This window comes from Pseudomonas sp. FW306-02-D09B, from assembly GCF_058782685.1.
The window spans coordinates 172,230-191,211 of the sequence record NZ_JBYSXY010000011.1 but is presented as its reverse complement, the minus strand read 5'-3'; the positions used below and the strand labels follow the sequence as shown (position 1 = coordinate 191,211).

Sequence of the window (18,982 nt, the reverse complement as noted above, 5' to 3'; positions counted from 1 at the left end):
CTACCGTTCCTCTTACACATATCGTTACAAAACTGTTCGAGGCACCGGCACAGACCAGACCCGTCAGTAAGGATGTTTCAAGACCAGGGATTTCTAATAAGACAGCCAAAGTGAGTAAGATCAAATGGCCTCGACTACGGGCAAGGGCAAAGCGATATTTCGCGTTGTCAGCGGCAACTTCCTAGAGATGTTCGACTTCATGGTCTACGGCTTCTATGCCACGGCCATCGCCAAAACCTTCTTCCCTGCCGACAGTGCTTTCGCTTCCCTGATGTTGTCACTGGCCACCTTCGGTGCCGGCTTCCTCATGCGCCCACTTGGTGCAATTTTTCTCGGCGCCTACATCGACCGTCACGGCCGTCGCAAAGGTTTGATCATCACCCTCGCACTGATGGCTGCCGGCACCGTGCTGATTGCCTGTGTGCCGGGTTATGCGACCCTTGGTGTCGCTGCACCGCTGATCGTGCTGTTCGGCCGTTTGCTGCAAGGCTTCTCGGCCGGCGTGGAACTGGGCGGTGTGTCGGTTTACCTGGCAGAAATCTCGACACCTGGCCGTAAGGGCTTTTTCGTCAGTTGGCAGTCCGCCAGCCAACAAGCAGCGGTGGTGTTTGCCGGTTTGCTGGGTGTGGGCCTCAACCACTGGCTGAGCCCCGAGCAAATGGGTGATTGGGGATGGCGCGTGCCGTTCCTGGTCGGCTGCATGATCGTTCCGGCGATTTTCATCATTCGTCGTTCGCTGGAAGAAACCCCTGAATTCCAGGCGCGTAAACATCGCCCAAGTCTGAGAGACATCGTCCGCTCGATCAGTCAGAACTTCGGCATCGTGCTGGCCGGCATGGCGCTGGTGGTGATGACCACCGTGTCGTTCTACCTGATCACCGCCTACACCCCGACGTTCGGTAAAGCCGAGCTGCACCTGTCGGACTTCGACGCGTTGCTGGTCACCGTGTGCATCGGCCTGTCGAACTTCTTCTGGCTGCCGGTGATGGGTGCGCTGTCCGACAAGATCGGCCGTAAACCGCTGCTGCTGGCGGCGACCATTCTGGCGATCCTGACGGCTTACCCGGCGCTGTCCTGGCTGGTCGCCAACCCGAGCTTCAGCCATCTGCTGATCGTCGAGTTGTGGTTGTCGTTCCTCTATGGCTCGTACAACGGCGCCATGGTGGTGGCCCTGACCGAAATCATGCCGATTGAAGTCCGCACCACCGGTTTCTCCCTGGCTTACAGCCTGGCGACTGCAACCTTTGGCGGCTTCACCCCGGCGGCCTGTACTTACCTGATCCACGTGCTGGACAACAAGGCAGCACCGGGTATCTGGTTGAGCGGCGCAGCGGTACTTGGCTTGATCGCAACGCTGGTGCTGTTCCGTGGCAACCGGCATGAACTGCGCACCGCGCAGGCTGCTGTGGTCGGCGGCACCCGCTAAATCGCATCGCTGGCAAGCCATGCTCCTACAGGATTTCGATCGGATTCTGAATCTGTGACCGACACAAAACCTGTAGGAGCAAGGCTTGCCCGCGAAGAGTCGCGCCAGAACACCACAGATTATCGGTTCGCCATTTTCACCGACTGACTCCAGCCCCCGCCCAGCGCCTTGTACAAGTCCACCTGATTGATCTCCCGCGCCAGCTCCATTTGCGTCAGCTTCTGCTGCGCGTCGAATAACGAACGCTGCGCGTCCATCGTCGAAAAGTAGCTGTCCATCCCCGCCTCGAAACGCAATCGGGATTGTCGGTAGGCTGCTTGATAATCCGCCACCAGACGCTTCTGATAGTCGACCTGGGTAAGCATCTCCTGGCGGGCGTTGAGGGCATTGGCGGCTTCGCGGAAAGCGTTCTGCACCGTGGCTTCATACGCCGCCGTCTGCCCGTTGAACCGCGCATGGCTGGCGTCCACCTGCGCCTTTCGCGCACCGCCGTCGATCAGGGTCAACGACCCCGCCAGAGCCACCGACCAGAACTCGGCCGGCGCACTCAACAATCGCGAAAAGTCACCGGTCAGGCCACCTAATGCCGAGGTCAGCGAAAAGGTCGGGAAGTACGCGCTGCGGGCTGCGCCGATGTCCGCATTGGTCGCTCGCAACAAGGCTTCGGCGGCCATGATGTCGGGCCGCCGCGCAATCAGTGACGACGGCAACCCGGCGGGCACATCGGCGGTTGCCAACTGCTCACCCAGCACGCCAGAGGGCAACAACCCAACCGGCACCGGCTGCCCGACCAACACCTGCAGCGCATTCATGTTCTGCGCCACCTGCATGCGGTACGTGTTGATCTGAACCGCCGCCGTGTTGGTTTGCGCATCCGCCTGGTGAACATCGATTTGAGCACTGGAGCCCAGGTTGTAGCTCTTGCGCAACAACTCACCGTAGTGGTCCTGGGACTTGTAGGTGTTTTGTGCGAGGTCGAGCAGATTCTGATTGGCCTTGAGGCTAAGCCAGGTGCTGGCCACTTCACCGATCAACGCCAGGCGAGCCGTCTGATAGTCCGCCTCGGTCGCCTCGAAGCGCGCGCCCGCGGCGTTTCGCTGACTGCGGATGCGCCCGAACAGGTCCAACTCATAAGACGTAAAGCCACCGCTGGCCTGAAAGGTGTTGGACGTGCTGCCTGAACTGACGCCGCCTCCCTGCGTCCTGACCTGTGACGGAAACTTGCTGCGGCCGGCGTAGGTGTTGAGTCCGATGGAGGGAAACAGCCCGGATTCGGCACCGGCGTACCCTGCCCTCGCCTCCTCGACGCCCGCCTCGAACTGACGCAGGCTGCGATTGTTCTTCAAGGCCAGGTCGATCAACTGGCGCAGTCGGTCATCGAGCACGAAGCCGTGCCAATCCTTGTCGAACGCCTGCTTGGCGCTGCAACAGTCACTGGCCGAACTGGCTGGCCATTGCTGATCGATCGGCGCCTCCGGTTTCTCGTATTTGGGTTCCAGAGAACAACCGCCGAGCAATAACAGCGATATGAAACATGAGGTGGATAAGCGTCTGTTCATGAGGCGCACCTACAAACGTTGGCCGAGCAAGGCTCGTAACGGAGTGAGAAGGAAAGCCCAAAGACCTGAGCGGGTGGTGCTGATTTGCGGCAGTGCTTGCTGACGCGAACGGAGGCTGATCGGGCGTAATCCAGGCAGTGAGCTGTAGGACGGCGCCTTGGCCGGCCGCCGCGAACGCGGCGCCGTGCGCTTCTCGCCGAGCAACGAGCGCCGCAACAAGGTGCCGAAAGCCAGTCCTGGTTCAGCCTTGCCGACCACGTTGATCGGCGCCTCGCTGAACAGCCGCGCGATCAGCCGGCGTCGAAGCGTTTCGTCAAGGTCGATGAACTTCAAGCCCAAACGGTCCTCGCCGTGATGACGCATGACCTCGATATCCAGCCAGCCGAGCTTATTGATCCACACCTGCCCCCGCAGCCCGGGCTTGATCAATGACGCAACGGCACAGGAAATGGAGGCGCCACTCAGCGATATATCCACCAGTTGGCCCGCCAGGGTTTTGCCGGCGAAGCGCAACCCACTGGGTTTATCGAAAGGAAAGCGCTCTTCGCCGTGCAAGCGTGGCCGGTCAACACACGCCACCAGGGTGGCCAGGTTGTAGATCAGCGCAACCACCGTCCAGAACAGGTTGAACAGCATATTGCCGTCGAACGCAGCCGCGTTGCTGATGGTGATGTAAGCGCCTATTTGCGAGAACAGTGTCAGCGCAAAAAAGAACCCGAACAACTTCCAGTGGACCGTTGTGCGTGAACGATCCAGGCCCTTTGCCGTGACCTTGAAGGGTCGGCCGAACGGCCGGACCATGGCGCTGAGGATCGTCGCCGTCACCGCCAGTGAGGCGACGATTTGGGTGACCTCGGTAAAAATCGGCAAGGTACGCCGGTCAGTGACCCACGTCCCGTAGCCCCAGAATGCAATCAACGCCGGCATGCCGAAGGCCATGAAATCCGCCGGATGGGCGTAGAACCCGGCAATACCGAAATACCAATACAACACCGGCGACACCAGCATCATCAGGATGAATGGCTTGGAGAACCAGTGCATCAAGCCATGCACGAAGTGCAGCCGTTCATTGAGTGAGTAGCCACGACCGCGCAAGGGGCCCTCTTTGAGCAGCGCGACCTGGATCGTCCCCAGGCACCAGCGTCCACGCTGATTGATGTACTCGGTCAACCCCTCGGCGGACAAACCGATCGACAGTCGCTCATTCAACCAGCGGGTGACGTAGCCTTTTTGCTGCAGACGGCAGCTGGTGTAGATGTCTTCGCAGACCGAACCCGTCGGAAAGCCACCCATTTCAGTGATCAGATCACGCCGCACGACAAACGAAGTACCCACGCAAAACGCGGTATCCCAACCATCCTTGGCCGGCTGGTAGACGTCGAAGAACACTCGCTGCTCATCGACCCAGCAGTTGGATGAACCGAGGTTGTGCTGAATCGGATCGGGGTTGTAGTAGAACTGCGGCGTCTGCACCAGGCCGACCTTGGGATCGTCGAACAATCCCAGGGTGCGCATCAGGATCGGCTGCTGCGGGGCGAAGTCGGCGTCGAGCACCAGTATGTACGGCGCATTGCTGCTGGCCGCCGACAGACGCAGGCCGTTGTTCAGGTTACCGGCCTTGGCGTGGGAATTGTCGGGACGTCGGGCGTATTGCACACCGACCTCGGCGCAATAGTCGCGCAACCAGTCGCGGCGGGTATCGTCGAGCACCCAGATGGTCACGTTGGGGTAGTCGATCGCCTGGGCGGCGATGATGGTTTTTTCCAGGATCTCGAGGCCTTCGTTGTAGGTGGCGATGAACACATCCACCGCCGGCACCGATTGGCCTTGGGCACGCAAACGTTGCTCCCCGGCATCGGCACTGGCGTGGTGATCCGAGCGACAGAGCAGGACGATGATCGAAAACAGCGTGTAGCCGATCGCCAACATTTCGAAAAACAGGAACGCGTAAGCCCAGACCGAGGCAAATCCTGCGTGTCCATCGGGCAAGGTGTCGCGAATCCGCCAGGCCACGTAATTGATCAACAACAGCGCGGTCAAGGCTCCGAAACCGGCACGTGCCATCCATTGATCACGGTGCGTCAGGCAGGTGAACAGAGTCACCGCGACCACGGTCCAGAAATTGATTTGCACAAGTTGCAGCGTGTCCAGTGCCTGCATGTCAGTCAGCCTCTTGAAAACCGGTAAAGGGGTTGATGCCGGTAGCAGCGATCGCGGCCCATGCTGTAGCGCCCAAGTGAGGCAGGTGGTAATAGAAAAAGTCGTTGGTTGTTGAGTCCGGGCCGATCGCCAACCCGGTACTGATACGCGGTGCGGGTGTAGCAAACAGCCAGCCATTGCCGGCCTGTTGGGCCAGCAACACATTCCACAACGGCTGCACCTTTTCCTTCATACCGCTCAAGCTCGCCACGGCGGCGGTTTGCGCGGTGCCCTCGGTCCATAAACCGTCCGGGTCGCGGTTGAAGCCGTACCCGGCACCCGAGCGGTGCGCCTGATCGATAAACGTGAAGACGCGCCGCCAGTCCGTAGGAGGATCACTCAAGGCGATCAAGGGCCAGATCTGTGCGTCCAGTCCTGAACGCTGGCGGTCCGAGGTTCGACCATCCTTCCCGGTGCCAATCAGAAAGCGCCCTTCCCCGGCGTCCCACTGACTCGACACGAATTGCCGGGCAATCTGCGCCTGGTGCGCCGAGCCCGGGTCGGGCGCAGCCGTGTTGAGTGCCGACCAGGCTGCCGCCAGGTCGACGTTATGTTCGGTGGACTTCCAGGTCTGCTGGATCTGCTTGGGGAAATACCCGTAGTAACCGCCGCTGAAACCCGCGGGGGCCTGTCCGTCATAAGTGTTTTTCCCGGACCACTGCAACACTTTGCGAGCGGCCTCCAGGTAAGAGGAATCACCGCTCTGGCGCAACGCCTCCAACAACGCCAACGCGGCCCAGGCCTGATTGCCGGTGGCACTGCTGACCTGATAGGCGTCCTGATTCCAGGCATTGCGCTCTACGCTCCAATAACCCGGCAGGCGCATCGACGACGAACCCACCGGGCCTGCCGCGTAGGCGTTGCGCAAGCGTCCATCCTGATATTCCGGGTCGTGGGTCGTGGCGAAGGCCAGCGCATCGGCAATCCGTCGCGCCGACTCGGCTTTACCACAGGCAAACAAGGCGATGCTGGCCAAGGCGTTGTCGTAGGTGAACGCAACCCCACGCAACGCCTGGATTGGCGCCGGCTGACCGTCCAGCGGCGGGTAACTGGCCAGCAACACCGGCCCCGCCGCTTGCGATTGCACCGCGTGATCCAGCGCTGCACAGGTCATCGCCGCCAGTTGCGGCCTGGCTTGCGCTGCCAGCGCAGATCCCCCGCCGGTCATCAGCATCACCCCGATCAGGCCCGGCAGCCACGGCCATTGCACAACGTTGCGCGGACTCATCAGTGAGATACCTCGGCGCTGGCCCATAGCCCTGGATTGCAGGTCATGGCGCGCTGACTGTCGGTGAGGTCATTGGCAAAAGTACCGACGACGTACACCGAGTTCTGCTCGGCATACGGGAAAGGAACGCTGTAGCTGTTAGGGCGAATATCCTTAGTGCTGGATAACAACTGCACGACATTGGCCTTGAGCGGTTCGTCCAGGCCATGGATTCTCACCGTCAGGACACTGTCGTGATCAATCTTGCTGGCCACGCGTTCCGGAAACACCGCGACGACATAGCTTTCTTTGCAGTTGGTGGCGCGCAGCAAAGTCGACCCGGCTTGCACCACCGTCCCTTGGGGCGCCAACAGCTCTTGAACCGTGCCGGACGAATACGCCGTGACCTCATAGCCAGCCGTCAACTTGACCCGGTTCTGTTCGGTTTCGATCAGGTGGTTGAGATTGTCGAGTTCGCGTTGATAGGTCTCGCGATTGCGGGCCTGATTTTCCAGGCTCAGTTTCAGGGTGGTCATCTGCGCGCTGAGGTCGAACATGCGCAACTGATCAGGGTCAAGGTAGACCTGCTTATTGGCGGCATTGACATCACCGTCATTGATTCGCAGCTGTGAACGGACGGACTCTGCCGCCCCCTCCAACGAGGCCAACTTGGCTTTCGAGGCGGCGACGACCGCGCCACTGACCGCCCCTTGAGTGAACAACTCGAGGTTGCGATCGAGGGTTTCCTGTGCGTCCGTCAAGCGGGCGCTGGCGGCAGTGCTCTCGGCCTTCAGCGCACGTTGTGCATAGAGCTGACGAGTATGAAACGCCGATTGATAGCGCTGGCTGGTTTTCTCCAACTCGTCGTAATACTGCTGGTCGTGCTCGGCCTGGCTGGCCGATGATGATAGCTCCTGCTCCAGGGTCAAACGCCGGGTTTGCAGGGTCAACAACGTCTCCTGGTTAGCCCGCGGGTTTTCAACCACCGCAATCTTCTGGCCCTGGGTAAAGGTCGAGCCGGGTTTGACCTCAAGCGAATTCACTACCCCCTCGATGGGTGTCGTCAGCAGAATGACCGGTGCATTCAAAATTGCCCGTGTCGCCGATGTCGACACCAGCGGCATCAGCAACGTCGAGAGCAACAGCCAGATGATAAATACCAGGACACCCAAGCCCACCAGACGCGGCAACAGGGACCATGAAAAAAACCTTGAGCGTTCTTCTGCCATGTTTAATTCTCCCAATAAGCCATGAATACACGGCTATATGTCAGCACTGCGCAGCCGTCATGCCCGATTAGAACGTAACCGCAAAACACATTAAGCAGGATCAACGAAAGCGGATCATCAACTCCCCGGACAGCAATAAAGCCAGCACGGTTTATTTAGATTCAGTGTGATGTGAGCAGGAATAAGTTCCCTGTCTTTTTGGAGTATTAGTTGCCATCATGACGCACATTAAACGCCACCATCTTTAAAACAGCACTGCCAAAGTTGTGCCAAAGTTTTGAAAGTTACCGTGAGTACTTGCCCGACAATACAGGCAATTTGCTGTCACCCAACCCCGGCCGGTGCCGGAGCTGCCAGGGGGAGACACTAATTTCAGCACCCATCGCTGTCAAGCAGCGAGCCATTCAATAAAATGGCGTCAATTATTGAACGCACCCTGTATTGGATCCACATAAAGCAAGTAACAACACTCCCCTATTGCAACTGCTTATTTTATTTGAGGATTTTTTTATTATTGAATTTTTATAGCGATAACCTGTCGATCTTTACAGCGTTCTGATTTGGCACATATCAAGAATAAAACGATATAACTACAACGCACCGACCGGACATAGCGGGTGACGCATGAACAGGTCTAATTTAATGGATGATGTCTAATGGCTCCTTATAATGAACCATTGCACATGAAAACGCCCCGACAAGTCGGGGCGTTTTCATGTGCAGCCAGGGCTTAGCGCGGCAACGCTGGAGAGTTCACATCGGCCGCCACTCAATCCTCCGTCAGCGAAGATTAATCCAGTTCACTCAGGATCCGATGCGCCAGGCGCACCCGAGGTTCGTTGGGGTAACTCTTGTTGGCCAACACCACAATGCCAAACTTCTTCTCTGGGACGAAGGCCACATAAGCAGAGAACCCGCCGGTCGCCCCCGTCTTGTTGATCCAGACTGCCTCCCGTGGTGCCAGGGGCGGGTTTAATGCCGTAACGACATGACTGTCGTAAATCATCTTGTCGGCGTTGCCTTCAACCAGTGCACTCAGTTGCACCGGGTAGTCGTACTGCTCCCAGATCAGGTCTTGAGTCATTGGACCTAGCTGGAAATAGCCCCTGTGCGTCTCCATCAGTGCGCGACCGAGTTTTGCTTCGACCTTCGCAACGCCCAGGTTGGCCTCGACAAAGCGAATCAGGTCCGTGGAGCTGGTTTTTACCGAGTAGGCCTCGTCACCCAGCACACCGGAATTCAACCTGACCGGGACATCCTGCTTGTTGTAACCCTGAGCATAGAGCGACAGCTTGCTCGCCGGGATGTTGATGAAGCTGTTAGGCATACCGAGCGCCGGGAAGAGTTGCTGTTCCAGAGCCACCGCGAACGGCATCTTCATGCTGATTGCGGTAATCATGCCCAGCGCCCCGATGCTGGGGTTGGCATAGGTTCGTTGAGCACCCGGCGCATACGTCGGCTGCCACGCCTTGAAGTAGTCCATCAGCTGCTGGTTGTTCTGTACCTGATCAGGCACCTGCAAGGGGAAGCCGCCTGCGGTATGGGTCGCCAGATTGATCAGCGTCGCTTTATCGAACGGGCTACCCGCGAGCTCAGGCAGGTACTTGCCGGGGTGGTCAGTAAGAGAAAGCTGACCGTTGGCCTCAGCGTAGGTCGCCAGGGTGGCCGTGAAGGTTTTACTGATCGAGCCGATTTCAAACAGTGTGTCGCTCGTGACCTTTTGCTGTGTTTCCTTTGAGGCCACGCCGAAGTTGTAGAACTGCTGCTTGCCATTAGCAGTCACCGCAATGGCCAGGCCGGGAATGTTGTACTGCTGCATGACCGCCTGGGCGGCATCTTGCACGATGCTGTCGATATCCGACTGCTTGGCATTCGCCATGGCGAGGTTGCCGAAAGAGACGGTGCTGGCCAGCAATAGCAATGCTGCGCAAGGCTTTGCGATAAAACGCATACAAGTGGTCCTCAGGTCTTTTTGATCGCGGGCAAACCTATCACTTTGATGCGACGGCTCCGGAAGCGATTTATCACAAAATATTTCGCCGACTCCGCAGGCCAGCCAGGCAAGCCACACAAACAAAAACGCCCCGACAAGTCGGGGCGCTTTCAGGTGCGGCTAAGGCTTAGCGCGGGAATGCTGGTGGGTTTACACCGGCCATGTCTTCCATCACGCGAACCACCTGGCAGCTGTAACCAAATTCGTTGTCGTACCAAACGTACAGAACAACGCGGTTGTCTTGGCTGATGGTCGCTTCAGCGTCCACAACACCTGCGTGGCGCGAGCCAACGAAGTCGGTCGAAACCACTTCCTGCGAGTTGACGAAGTCGATTTGCTTATGCAGATCGGAGTGCAGCGCCATGTAGCGCAGGTACTCGTTCATCTCTTCACGGGTGGCGGCTTTCTCAAGGTTCAGGTTGAGGATTGCCATCGACACGTTCGGCGTTGGAACACGGATCGCGTTACCGGTCAGCTTGCCGGCCAGCTCAGGCAGGGCCTTGGCAGCAGCGGTAGCAGCACCGGTCTCGGTGATTACCATGTTCAGCGCGGCGCTACGACCACGGCGATCGCCTTTGTGGAAGTTGTCGATCAGGTTCTGGTCGTTGGTGTACGAGTGAACCGTTTCAACGTGACCGTTGATGATGCCGAACTTGTCGTTCACAGCCTTGAGCACCGGCACGATGGCGTTGGTGGTGCAGGAGGCGGCGGAAACGATCTTGTCGTCAGCGGTGATTTCACCGTGGTTGATGCCGTGAACGATGTTCTTCAGCTTGCCTTTGCCAGGCGCGGTCAGAACAACGCGGTCGACGCCCGGGCAAGCCAGGTGCTGGCCCAGGCCCTCGGCGTCACGCCATACACCGGTGTTGTCCACCAACAGAGCGTCTTTGATGCCGTACTGGGTGTAGTCCACTTCAGTCGGGTTCTTCGCGTAGATAACCTGGATCAGGTTGCCGTTGGCGGTGATGGTGTTGTTGGCTTCGTCGATGGTGATGGTGCCGTTGAACGGACCATGAACCGAATCGCGACGCAGCAGGCTGGCGCGTTTGATCAGGTCGTTTTCAGCGCCTTTGCGCACAACGATGGCACGCAGACGCAGGCCGTCGCCACCGCCGGTTTTTTCAATCAGGATGCGCGCCAGCAGACGGCCGATACGACCGAAGCCGTACAGTACAACGTCAGTGCCTTTGCGTGCGGAAGCGTTCTGTTGGCCTACAACGTCGGCCAGTTCTTCACGGACGAACTGCTCGGCAGTGCGGCCTTTGCCTTCGGCCTTGAACTTGACCGCCAGCTTGCCCAGGTCTACCGAAGCGGCGCCGAGCTTGAGCTCGCTCATCGCTTTGAGCAGTGGGAATGTTTCGTGAACGGACAGTTCGGCGTCATCGGACTGACGATGGCGAGCAAAGCGGTGAGCTTTGAGAATCGCGATGACAGACTGGTTGATCAGGCTGCGGCCATAGATCGAGCTCACCACGTTGTTATTGCGGTAAAGCTGACCGATAAGCGGAATCATCGCTTCTGCGAGTGCTTCACGGTCGATCCATTCACCAAGACACTGGTCGGGCTTCTGAGTCACGGGAACCTTCCACATGTAGGGGCTGAAAAAAGGGGCTACATTATGCCGCCGAGTCGTCTGCGGAGCAATGCACGCCTATCGCAACATGCTTTTCCTTTCGTCGGCGGTAGTCTGCAACTGACAGCCGGCACCTTCGCCCGCTACAATTACCGACTTTGTCGCAACGCTGGAGCTCAACCTTCCGTGCCCGTTCTGCGTCTACCGCTTCTCCCTGCCGCGGCAGGTAAACAGCATTGGGGAAACCTGCCCGGTGCCGCCCTGAGCCTGGCCATTGCCGAGGCCGCCAGCGCTGCCAAGCGCTTTACCCTGCTACTGACCGCCGACAGCCAAAGTGCCGAACGGCTGGAACAGGAGCTGAGTTTCTTCGCCCCCGATTTGCCGGTGCTGCATTTCCCGGACTGGGAAACCCTGCCTTACGACCTGTTCTCGCCGCACCAGGACATTATATCGCAGCGCATCTCCAGCCTGTATCGCCTGCCCGAGTTGAGCCATGGCGTTTTGGTAGTGCCGATCACCACCGCCCTACATCGCCTGGCCCCCACCAAGTTCCTGCTCGGCAGCAGCCTGGTGCTGGATATCGGCCAGAAGCTCGACGTCGAGCAAATGCGCACGCGACTGGAAGCCAGCGGCTATCGCTGTGTCGACACGGTTTATGAGCACGGCGAATTCGCGGTACGCGGCGCGCTGATCGACCTGTTCCCGATGGGCAGCAAACTGCCCTACCGCATCGACCTGTTCGATGACGAAATCGAGACCCTGCGTACCTTCGACCCGGAAAACCAGCGCTCCATCGACAAGGTCGAATCGGTCCGGCTGCTGCCCGCCAAAGAATTCCCGCTGCAAAAAGAAGCCGTGACCCGTTTCAAGGCACGCTTCCGTGAGCGCTTCGATGTCGACTTCCGGCGCTGCCCGATCTTCCAGGACCTGAGCAGCGGGATTACACCGGCCGGTATCGAGTACTACCTGCCGCTGTTCTTCGACGAAACCTCGACGCTGTTCGACTACCTGCCGCAAGACACCCAGGTGTTCTCCCTGCCGGGCATCGAACAGGCGGCGGAGAATTTCTGGAACGATGTGCGCAACCGCTACGAAGAGCGCCGTGTCGATCCATCCCGGCCGTTGTTGCCGCCGGCCGAGTTGTTCCTTCCGGTGGAAGACTGCTTCGCACGTCTCAAGAACTGGCCACGGGTGGTCGCCAGCCAGCAAGACGTCGAAACCGGTGTCGGCCGCGAACGTTTTCCCGCTACACCGTTGCCGAACCTGGCCATCGAAGCCAAGGCCAACCAGCCGCTGGAAGCACTGTCGAATTTCCTCGATGGGTTTTCCGGTCGCGTGCTGTTTACCGCCGAATCGGCCGGTCGCCGCGAAGTGCTGCTGGAACTGTTGGAACGCCTGAAGCTGCGACCGAAAACCGTCGACAGCTGGCCGGATTTCGTCGCCAGCAAAGAACGCCTGGCGATCACCATCGCACCGCTGGACGAAGGCCTGGTGCTGGACGATCCGGCCCTGGCACTGATTGCCGAAAGCCCGTTGTTCGGTCAGCGAGTGATGCAGCGCCGTCGCCGCGAGAAACGCGCCGACGCCAATAACGATGCCGTGATCAAAAACCTCACCGAGCTGCGTGAAGGCGCACCGGTGGTGCATATCGATCATGGCGTTGGCCGTTACCTGGGCCTCGCGACCCTGGAAATCGAAAACCAGGCCGCCGAGTTCCTGACCCTCGAATACGCCGAGGGCGCCAAGCTTTATGTGCCGGTGGCCAACCTGCATTTGATCGCCCGCTACACCGGCAGCGACGATGCACTGGCGCCGCTGCATCGCCTCGGCTCCGAGACCTGGCAAAAAGCCAAACGCAAAGCCGCTGAACAGGTGCGTGACGTCGCCGCCGAACTGCTCGACATCTATGCTCGCCGCGCGGCTCGCGAAGGTTATGCCTTTGCAGATCCGAAAGCCGATTACGCAACCTTCAGCGCCGGCTTCCCGTTCGAAGAAACCCCGGACCAGCAAACCACCATCGACGCGGTACGCGAAGACATGCTCGCGCCGAGACCAATGGACCGACTGGTCTGCGGCGACGTCGGTTTCGGCAAGACCGAAGTGGCGATGCGTGCGGCATTCATTGCCGTGCACGGCGGCCGTCAGGTCGCGATTCTGGTGCCGACCACCCTGCTCGCCCAGCAACACTACAACAGCTTCCGCGACCGCTTCGCCGACTGGCCAGTGACCGTGGAAGTGATGAGCCGCTTCAAGTCGACCAAGGAAGTGAATGCCGCCGTTGCCGACCTCGCCGAAGGCAAGATCGACATCGTCATCGGCACGCACAAGCTGCTGCAAGACGACGTGAAGATCAAAAACCTCGGGCTGGTGATCATCGACGAAGAACACCGCTTTGGTGTTCGTCAGAAGGAACAGCTCAAGGCCCTGCGCAGCGAAGTCGACATCCTGACCCTGACCGCCACGCCGATTCCGCGCACGCTGAACATGGCGGTGTCGGGCATGCGTGATCTGTCGATCATCGCCACGCCACCAGCGCGACGTTTGTCGGTGCGCACCTTCGTCATGGAACAGAACAAGAGCACGGTCAAAGAGGCCCTGCTCCGTGAGTTGCTGCGTGGCGGCCAGGTCTATTACCTGCACAACGATGTGAAAACCATCGAGAAATGTGCCGCCGATCTCGCCGAGCTGGTGCCGGAAGCACGGATCGGCATCGGTCATGGGCAGATGCGCGAGCGCGAACTCGAACAGGTGATGAGCGACTTCTATCACAAGCGCTTCAATGTGCTGATCGCCTCGACCATCATCGAGACCGGCATTGACGTGCCGAGCGCCAACACCATCATCATCGAGCGTGCCGACAAGTTCGGCCTGGCGCAGTTGCATCAATTGCGTGGCCGCGTCGGTCGCAGTCACCACCAGGCGTATGCCTACCTGCTGACACCGCCGCGTCAACAGATCACGCCAGATGCGGAAAAACGCCTGGAAGCGATCGCCAACACCCAGGACCTTGGTGCAGGCTTCGTGCTGGCCACCAACGACCTGGAAATCCGTGGCGCCGGCGAACTGCTGGGCGACGGTCAGAGCGGGCAGATCCAGGCCGTCGGCTTCACCCTGTACATGGAAATGCTCGAACGCGCGGTTAAATCCATCCGCAAGGGCGAGCAGCCAAACCTTGATCAACCGCTGGGTGGCGGTCCGGAAATCAACCTGCGCTTGCCGGCGCTGATCCCGGAAGACTACCTGCCGGACGTCCACGCACGACTGATCCTCTACAAACGCATAGCATCGGCGACCGACGAGGATGGCCTCAAGGACCTGCAAGTGGAGATGATCGACCGCTTCGGCCTGCTGCCGGAACCGACCAAGAACCTGGTGCGCATGACCTTGCTGAAACTGCAGGCCGAGCAACTGGGGATCAAGAAAGTCGACGGCGGCCCGCAAGGCGGTCGTATCGAGTTCGGCGCACAAACGCCGGTCGATCCGCTGGTACTGATCAAGCTGATCCAGGGCCAACCCAAACGCTACAAATTCGAAGGCGCCACGATGTTCAAATTCATGGTGCCGATGGAGCGCCCGGAAGAGCGCTTTAATACAGTGGAGGCGCTGTTTGAGCACCTCACTCCAAAATCTGCTTGAAGGACGCCGCATGCGCCTGTTTCGCTCATTGACCCTATTGTTGACCCTCGTTGCCCCGACGGCGTTTGCCGACAGCTTGTATCAGGTTGAAATGATCCTGTTCCGCCAGAACGCCGTGCCGGCCATTACCAGCCGCACCGCACCGGAAGACTGGGCTGCCGGCGCACGGCCGATCAGTGCCGACAGCCTGCGCACCCCAAGCCTGAATGCCGAGGCTGAAAAACTGCGCGCCAGCGGCGATTACACGGTGTTGCTACACAAGGCCTGGCAACAGAGTCTTGGCGAGGACGCGAGAAAAATCTCGATCAGCGACGGCAAGGAGCAATTCGGCCAGTTTCCGATCGAAGGCTCGCTGAACCTGAAGCTCGGGCGCTTCACCGATGTCGACGCGAACTTCTGGGTCAACCAGTTCGATGCCTATGGCCGGGTTACCGCCAGCGAACGCCTGAAGCAGCAAAGCCACACCAAAAACGGTCAGCTCAACTACCTCGACAACGGCCACCTGGCGCTGCTGATCAAAATCACGTCGCTCACTGCACCTGCGCGTCCGCCAGTCCCTGACGTTCTCCCGGACTGATTGAAGTCCCCATGCCCGCGAACCTGAGCAAACCCCTGGCCCCTTCCTGGGTCAGCCGATTCAAGGAACAAAGCCTGGAGCGTGGCCGCCGCTACGCACTGGAAAATCGCACCAGGATCGTCGAGGCCGGCGACAGCACCATCACCGCCAGTTGCGAAGGCTCTGGCGGCAATGTTTACCGCCAGACCATTACGCTGCGCGAATCCACCAAAGACACTCTGTTACTGGTCGATGCAACGTGCAGTTGCCCAGTGCGCGTTAACTGCAAGCATTGCGCTGCAGTGCTGCTCAAAGTCCAGGAAACCCTTGAGTACCCGGCCGCCGCCAAAGACGCCGAGCTGCTGGAAAAACTTCAGGCAGTGCTTGAAAACCGTACGCCCGCACCTTTGCCACAACTGCTGGTGGACAACGTGCAACCGGTGCCGCGCCTGTGGCTGGCGAGCATCGAGTTCAGCGCCTTCGAACCGCGCAATGGCAAAATGCAGCGCTATATCCAGCACCGTGCCGCGCTGTCGTTCAACTATCTGGATGAATACGTCAGCGGGCAGAAAAATGCCGACATCCTGATCCGACAGGAACAGCAAACGCTACGAATCAAACGCCAGCCTGACGTCGAAAAAGCCTACCGGGAACAGCTGCGAATCCTTGGATTCAGAGTGGCGACCCGCCAAAGCAAAGCCTTGCCGGAAAGCGCCGGCGAACTGTATGAGATGGTCAACGACAGCGCCTGGCTGACGTTCACTCTCAATGAGCTGCCTAAGTTACGCACCCAAGGCTGGGAGCTGCAGATTGACGAAGACTTCGGCTTTGACCTGACGGCGGTCGATGACTGGTACGCCACGGTCGAAGAGGCGCCGGAGCGCGACTGGTTTGATCTGGAGCTGGGGATTATCGTCAATGGCGAGCGCCTGAGCCTGCTGCCGATCCTGCTGAACCTGATGCGCTCGCACACCGAGATTCTCAACCCGGAACGCCTGGCCAGACGCCGCGACGATGAGTTGATCCTGGTGAACATCCCGCACCGTCCGAACGCCGAATCCGGCCCTTTGCAGGTCGCGCTGCCGCTCGGTCGTTTAAAGCCTGTGCTGGCGACCCTTGGCGAGTTTTACCTGCAAGAGCCCGGCGAAACCAAGTTGCGCCTGAGCAGCGCCGACGCCACTCGCCTGAATCCGCTGGAAGACATGCCTCTGCTTTGGGAAGGTGGCGAGCACATCCGCACCTTCGCCCAGCGCCTGCGTGACATCAAGGATTACACGACCGAAGCGCCCGAAGGGCTGAACGCCACATTACGGCCTTACCAGCTTGAAGGCTTGAGCTGGATGCAGTCGCTGCGGCAACTGGAAGTCGGCGGCATCCTTGCGGACGACATGGGCCTGGGCAAAACCCTACAGACCCTGGCGCATGTGCTGACCGAGAAAAACGCCGGCCGCCTGGACCGGCCGTGCATGGTGGTAATGCCCACCAGCCTGATTCCCAACTGGCTCGACGAAGCGGCGCACTTTGCTCCACAACTCAAAGTGCTGGCGCTGTATGGCACTGGACGTAAAAAGCATTTTGAGCATTTGGCCGAATACGACCTGATCCTCACCACGTATGCGCTGCTGCCCAAGGATGTCGAACGCTTGGCAACGCAGCCATTACATGTGCTAGTGCTCGACGAAGCGCAATACATCAAGAACCCCAACAGCAAGGCCGCTCATGCGGCGCGAGAGCTCAATGCCCGCCAGCGCCTATGCCTGAGCGGCACACCACTGGAAAATCACCTGGGCGAGCTGTGGTCGCTGTTTCACTTCCTGCTGCCCGGCTGGTTGGGCGACGTGAAAAGCTTCAATCGCGATTACCGCGTACCGATCGAAAAACGCGCCAGCGATGTACGACTGCAACACCTGAACGGTCGGATCAAGCCGTTCCTGTTGCGTCGAACCAAGGAACAGGTCGCCACAGAACTGCCGCCGAAGACCGAGATCGTCCATTGGGTCGAGCTCAACGAGGCGCAGCGCGACGTTTACGAAACCATGCGCCTGGCCATGGACAAGAAAGTCCGCGACGAGATCACCCGCAAAGGCGTGGCGCGCAGTCAGATCATCATTCTTGAAGCGCTGCTCAAGCTGCGGCAGGTGTGCTGCGACCTGCGGCTGGTCAATGAGGCCGCCCTGCCCACGCGCGGCAGCACCTCGGGCAAGCTCGACAGCCTGATGGAGATGCTTGAGGAACTGTTCGAAGAAGGCCGCAAGATCCTGCTGTTTTCACAGTTCACCTCGATGCTCTCGCTGATCGAAGACGAGCTGAATAAACGCGGCATCGCTTACGCACTGCTGACCGGGCAAACCCGCGATCGACGCACGCCGGTGAAGGATTTCCAGAGTGGCAAGCGTCAGATTTTCCTGATCAGCCTGAAAGCAGGCGGCGTTGGCCTGAACCTGACAGAAGCCGACACGGTGATTCACTATGATCCATGGTGGAACCCGGCAACGGAAAACCAGGCCACCGACCGCGCTTACCGGATCGGCCAGGAGAAGCCGGTGTTCGTCTACAAGATGATTGCCCGCGGCACCGTCGAAGAAAAAATCCAGCACCTGCAAAAGGAAAAGTCCGACCTCGCGGCCGGCGTACTGGATGGGCGTTCGACCGGGGACTGGAAGCTGCAGAGCGACGATATCGAAGCGTTGTTTGCGCCGTTGCCGGACAAATCGAAGATTTAGCGGTGACTGCAAGATCGCCATCGCGGGCAAGCCTTGCTCCTACGGTTTTTGAGTCGATCGCGATATTTGCGGTCAACATGGATCTGTAGGAGCAAGGCTTGCCCGCGATGGGGTCAACTCGGTGTAACGAATGCTTAACCTTTAAGCACCCGCGCCAACGTCGACTTCACTTTGCCCATTCCGTCATGCAGCGCTTGCTCGATCTCGGCCATGGTAATCACCGCCGTCGATTTGCCCGCCGCCGGGTTCACCACCAGCGCCAGACACGCGTAATCCAGCTCCAGCTCGCGAGCCAATGCCGCTTCCGGCATACCGGTCATGCCGACGATGTCGCAGCCATCACGCTCCAGGCGGGCGATCTCGGCAACGGTTTCCAGCCGCGGGCCCTGGGTGCAGGCATACACACCGTGACTGCTATAGGCACAGCCTTCAGCTGCCAACGCCGCAATCAACTGCTCGCGCAATGGTTCGCTGTAGGGATAGCTGAAATCGATGTGGGTGACCTGCTCCAGGTCATCGGCAAAATAGGTGTGCTGGCGACCACTGGTGTAATCGATCAATTGATGAGGCACGCAGAAATGTCCGGTGCCCATGGCGGCATGAATCCCACCGACCGCATTGACCGCCAGAATCGCCTGCGCGCCCGCCTGCTTCAATGCCCACAGGTTGGCCCGATAATTCACCTGATGCGGCGGAAAACGGTGCGGATGGCCGTGACGAGCGAGAAACAGCACTTCACGCCCGGCGTATTCACCGACCTGGATCTCGGCCGATGGTGCGCCGTACGGCGTGTCCAGAGCCAATGACTGGCGAATGCTCAAGCCTTCGAGCTGGGTCAGGCCGGTGCCACCGATAATCGCGTAAACCGTCATTGTAAAAAG

The 18,982-nt window shown here is 59.3% G+C and carries 11 protein-coding genes; 4 read left to right on the top strand and 7 right to left on the bottom strand.

The window, feature by feature from the left end; all coding sequences use genetic code 11:
* Positions 1-124 precede the first annotated feature (124 nt).
* A complete protein-coding gene (locus AC3WK5_RS19220) occupies positions 125-1,426 on the top strand; it encodes an MFS transporter (protein ID WP_054593174.1) in 1,302 nt (433 codons plus the stop codon).
* A gap of 119 nt (positions 1,427-1,545) precedes the next feature.
* Here the strand turns inward: AC3WK5_RS19220 and AC3WK5_RS19215 are convergent, their stop codons facing one another.
* The 6 genes from AC3WK5_RS19215 to AC3WK5_RS19190 all read right to left on the bottom strand — a co-directional run bounded on the left by AC3WK5_RS19215 (position 1,546) and on the right by AC3WK5_RS19190 (position 11,204).
* On the bottom strand, positions 1,546-2,985 hold the full coding sequence (locus tag AC3WK5_RS19215; RefSeq protein WP_103315324.1) for an efflux transporter outer membrane subunit: 1,440 nt from the start codon (positions 2,983-2,985) through the stop codon (positions 1,546-1,548).
* 9 nt (positions 2,986-2,994) lie between these two features.
* Complete coding sequence (locus AC3WK5_RS19210; protein WP_103315325.1) at positions 2,995-5,145, bottom strand: glycosyltransferase family 2 protein; 2,151 nt, start codon at positions 5,143-5,145, stop codon at positions 2,995-2,997.
* 1 nt (position 5,146) lies between these two features.
* Positions 5,147-6,412 carry a hypothetical protein gene (locus AC3WK5_RS19205; protein WP_103315326.1) on the bottom strand — a complete coding sequence of 422 codons (1,266 nt, stop codon included), beginning with the start codon at positions 6,410-6,412 and terminating at the stop codon, positions 5,147-5,149.
* Positions 6,412-7,620 (bottom strand): HlyD family secretion protein, encoded by a 1,209-nt coding sequence (locus AC3WK5_RS19200; RefSeq protein WP_103315327.1) that lies wholly within the window; start codon positions 7,618-7,620, stop codon positions 6,412-6,414. Before AC3WK5_RS19200 ends, AC3WK5_RS19205 begins: the two co-directional genes overlap by 1 nt.
* 790 nt (positions 7,621-8,410) lie before the next feature.
* Positions 8,411-9,571: a class C beta-lactamase gene (gene ampC / locus AC3WK5_RS19195; RefSeq protein WP_103315328.1), complete on the bottom strand. Its 1,161-nt coding sequence runs from the start codon at positions 9,569-9,571 to the stop codon at positions 8,411-8,413.
* Between the two features lie 169 nt (positions 9,572-9,740).
* Positions 9,741-11,204: a glyceraldehyde-3-phosphate dehydrogenase gene (locus tag AC3WK5_RS19190; RefSeq protein WP_103315329.1), complete on the bottom strand. Its 1,464-nt coding sequence runs from the start codon at positions 11,202-11,204 to the stop codon at positions 9,741-9,743.
* Positions 11,205-11,372: 168 nt separating this feature from the next.
* Here AC3WK5_RS19190 and mfd point away from each other — a divergent pair, with 168 nt between their 5' ends.
* From mfd to AC3WK5_RS19175, 3 genes are read left to right on the top strand one after another with little or no spacing between them, the layout of a single operon-like run.
* Positions 11,373-14,822, top strand: coding sequence for a transcription-repair coupling factor (mfd, locus tag AC3WK5_RS19185; RefSeq protein ID WP_103315330.1), 3,450 nt, complete (start codon positions 11,373-11,375; stop codon positions 14,820-14,822).
* Between the two features lie 10 nt (positions 14,823-14,832).
* On the top strand, positions 14,833-15,399 hold the full coding sequence (locus AC3WK5_RS19180; RefSeq protein WP_054593182.1) for a CsiV family protein: 567 nt from the start codon (positions 14,833-14,835) through the stop codon (positions 15,397-15,399).
* A gap of 11 nt (positions 15,400-15,410) precedes the next feature.
* Positions 15,411-18,101 carry a DEAD/DEAH box helicase gene (locus tag AC3WK5_RS19175; protein ID WP_103315331.1) on the top strand — a complete coding sequence of 897 codons (2,691 nt, stop codon included), beginning with the start codon at positions 15,411-15,413 and terminating at the stop codon, positions 18,099-18,101.
* Positions 18,102-18,235: 134 nt separating this feature from the next.
* Here the strand turns inward: AC3WK5_RS19175 and AC3WK5_RS19170 are convergent, their stop codons facing one another.
* Positions 18,236-18,973, bottom strand: coding sequence for an S-methyl-5'-thioinosine phosphorylase (locus tag AC3WK5_RS19170; RefSeq protein ID WP_103315332.1), 738 nt, complete (start codon positions 18,971-18,973; stop codon positions 18,236-18,238).
* Positions 18,974-18,982: the final 9 nt, after the last annotated feature.